Raw genomic sequence first — 3513 nt, forward strand, 5'->3', positions numbered from 1 at the left:
CAGCAGGCGCGCGGCCTGCTCCAGCCGCGCCCGTGCCCGGTCGGCGCCAGATGTGACCAGGAACGGGCGCAGCGCGGCGCTGCGCCGTGCCAGCAGCGCGCGGTCGCGCGTCACCAGCCCGGCAATGCCCCGGTCCAGCCCGGCGGCGCCTTGTTGCAATCGCCCGCCGGCCACCGTCACCCGCGCCGCAATCAATGCCGGGCGCAGTGCCGCGCCGGCCCGTTCGGCCCGCGCCCGCCAATGCGCGGCGCTGGCCCGCAGCCCGCGCGGCAGCCGCTCGAACAGGTCATCGGCGCGCTGGCTGGGCATTTCCAGCAGGGCGCGCGGCGGTGGCAGGCGCCGCGATGCCGCCTCGGCCCGCTCGCGCCGCAGCACCAGCATCCGCGCCGCCGCCCGGTCCATGCGCGCCGCCAGCATCGCCAGCGCCGCCCGCAGATCGGCCAGCACCGGCACGGCGCGCTCGGCAGCCGCAGTGGGTGTCGGCGCCCGCCAGTCCGAGGCAAAATCGATCAGCGTCGTGTCGGTCTCATGGCCCACCGCGCTGATCAGCGGGATGCGGCTGGCGGCGGCGGCACGCACGACATTCTCCTCGTTGAACGCCGCCAGATCCTCGATCGAGCCGCCGCCGCGCGCCACGATGATCAGGTCGGGGCGCGGCACCGGCCCGCCGGGCACGATCGCGTTGAAACCGTTGATGGCGGCGGTGATTTGCGCGGCGGCGGCCTCGCCCTGCACCACCACCGGCCACACCAGCACATGGCGCGGAAACCGGTCGGCCAGCCGGTGCAAAATGTCACGAATGACGGCGCCGGTCGGCGAGGTGACAATGCCGATGACGCGCGGAATATGCGGCAGCGGCTGCTTGCGCGCGGCATCGAACAGGCCCTCGGCGGCCAGTTTCAGCCGCCTTGCCTCGATCTGCGCCAGCAGCGCGCCGACGCCCGCCGGCTCCATGCGGTCCACCAGCAGCTGATATTTCGACCGGCCCGGAAAGGTCGACAGCCGCCCGGTGATGATCACTTCCATGCCGTCCTCGGGCCGGAACGTCAGCAGCGCGGCCTGGCCCTTCCACATCGCCAGATCAATGAGCGCGCGTTCGTCCTTGATGGCGCCATACCAATGCCCGCTGGCCTGGCGGCGAAACTGCGACAGCTCCCCGCGCACGCGCACCTGTCCGAACGCTGCCTCGACAGTGCGTTTCAGGGCGCCGGCGATTTCGCTGACGGAATATTCGGGCGTGTTGTCGCTATCCACCTTTTCACCTTAGGACAGGCCGGCCCAATGGTGAAGACGGTTGCCGCCCCGAATTGGCATGGTAAGGCGTGATGCATGACTTTTGCGACTGAAAACTCACCATCTGCCCTGCCGATTCTGGTGCTGGGCGGCGGCGCGCGTGAACATGCACTGTGCTGGAAACTGGCGCAAAGCCCGCGCTGCGCCGCGCTGTATTGCGCGCCCGGCAATCCCGGCATCGCAGCGGTCGCGGCCTGCATCGCCATCGACCCGGCCGACCCTGCCGCCGTTGTTGCCTTTGCCGCCGAAAACGCCATCGGCCTCGTCATCATCGGCCCCGAAGGCCCGCTGGTGGCCGGTGTCGCCGATGCCTTGCGCGCCGCTGGCATTCCCGTGGTGGGGCCATCGGCCGCCGCCGCCCAGCTCGAAGCGTCCAAGGGTTTCACCAAGGATCTGGCGCGGGCGCATGGCATTCCCACCGCCGGTTATCGCCGTTTCGACAGCAGCGCCGACGCCCATCATTATGTCGCCGTCCATCCGCTGCCCGTCGTGGTCAAGGCCGATGGCCTGGCCGGCGGCAAGGGCGTCACCGTTGCTGAATCAAACGAGGAAGGCCTGGCGGCGCTGGCCGAAATCAAGGGGCCGGTGGTAGTCGAGGAATGCATGACCGGCCCCGAAGCCAGCCTGTTCGTGCTGACAGACGGGGACACCGTGCAGGTCTGGCCGACAGCCCGCGATCACAAGCGGCTGCGCGACAGCGATACCGGCCCCAACACCGGCGGCATGGGCGCCATCTCGCCGTCACCGCAATTGACCGATGCGCTGCTCGAACGCGCGATGCGCGAGATCGTGCATCCCACCCTCAAGGCCATGCGCGACGCCGGCACGCCGTTCAACGGCATCCTCTACGCCGGGCTGATGCTGACTCCAAAAGGCCCGATGCTGGTCGAATACAACGTCCGGTTGGGCGACCCTGAGGCACAGGCGCTGCTGATGCGGCTGGATAGCGATCTGGTCGAACTGATGCTGGCCTGCGCCACCGGCACGCTGAAGGACGTGACGCCGGTCTGGTCGTCAGACGCCGCCATCACCATCGTCATGGCGGCAAATGGCTATCCTGCCGCACCCGTCACCGGCACCGTCATCGAGGGGCTTGCCGCCGCCGAGGCACTGGGCGTCACGGTGTTTCATGCCGGCACCATGATATCGCCCGATGGCCGGCTGCTGGCCGCCGGTGGGCGTGTGCTGTCGGTCACGGCGCTGGGCCATGATATTTCCGAGGCGCGCGCGCTCGCCTATGCCGCTATGCGAAAGATCAGATGGCACGGCGGGCATTACCGCCGCGACATCGGCAGATAGGGGTGCTTCCGATGGAAATGAGCGAACGCCAGCAGCAATTTTCCGGCACCGGCGCCGTGCGCGACGGACAGGAGATCGACAAGGCCCGCCTCACCGAATGGATGGCGGCCAATGTCGCGGATTTTGCCGGGCCGTTGGTCATCGAACAATTCAAGGGCGGCCAGTCCAACCCGACCTACAAACTGGTGACTCCCGGCCAGAATTATGTGCTGCGGCGCAAGCCGCCGGGGCAACTGCTGCCGTCTGCCCATGCCGTGGACCGGGAATACAAGGTCATCACCGCGCTGCACGGGGTCGGTTTTCCGGCGCCGCGCACCTTCGGGCTGTGTACCGACAATGACGTCATCGGCACCTGGTTCTATGTCATGGAGTTCATCCCGGGTCGCGTGATCTGGGACATCTACGGCGAAGCACACAGCAACACCGAGCGACGCGCCATCTTCGAATCCGCGCTCGATGCACTCGGCAAACTGCATCGCGTCGACTATCAGTCGGTGGGACTCGGCGACTACGGCAAACCAGGCAACTACTTCGAGCGACAGCTGAAGCGCTGGATCAGCCAGTACGAGTACACCCGCTCGGCGCAACCCAACCCCGGGCTTGACGCACTGATCGAGTGGATCCCCAACAACATCCCTAAGGATGACCGCACCACCATCGTCCACGGCGATCCACAGATCTCGAACATGATGTTCCATGCCGAGCAGCCCAAGGTGCTGGCACTACTGGATTGGGAACTGTCGACGCTGGGCCATCCGATGGTGGATCTGTCTTATCTCTGCCACACCTTCTACACCGAGGCCCCAAGCGGCCTCGCCGGACGCACACCGGAGTCCATCGGCTTGCCATCGGTCGAGGAAATCCTGACGCGCTATGGCGAACTGACCGGCACGCCCAAGACAAGTCGTCAGGACTGGCTGT

At 67.3% G+C, this 3513-nt stretch carries 3 protein-coding genes; 2 read left to right on the plus strand and 1 reads right to left on the minus strand.

The features are described from left to right. On the minus strand, window positions 1-1254 hold a 1254-nt coding region (xseA, locus tag RMQ73_RS03190; protein WP_310496546.1), incomplete at its 3' end, for an exodeoxyribonuclease VII large subunit. 108 nt (window positions 1255-1362) lie between these two features. On the opposite strand from xseA, the gene purD reads away from it, so the two are divergent. Continuing rightward, entirely contained in the window at window positions 1363-2592 is a 1230-nt protein-coding gene (gene purD, locus RMQ73_RS03195; protein WP_310496548.1) for a phosphoribosylamine--glycine ligase, read from the plus strand. A gap of 11 nt (window positions 2593-2603) precedes the next feature. Next, window positions 2604-3513: phosphotransferase family protein (locus RMQ73_RS03200; protein WP_310496547.1), on the plus strand; the 910-nt coding region annotated here is incomplete at its 3' end.

It is taken from the genome of Sandarakinorhabdus sp., from assembly GCF_031430775.1.
In the GTDB taxonomy this organism is placed as follows: domain Bacteria; phylum Pseudomonadota; class Alphaproteobacteria; order Sphingomonadales; family Sphingomonadaceae; genus Sandarakinorhabdus.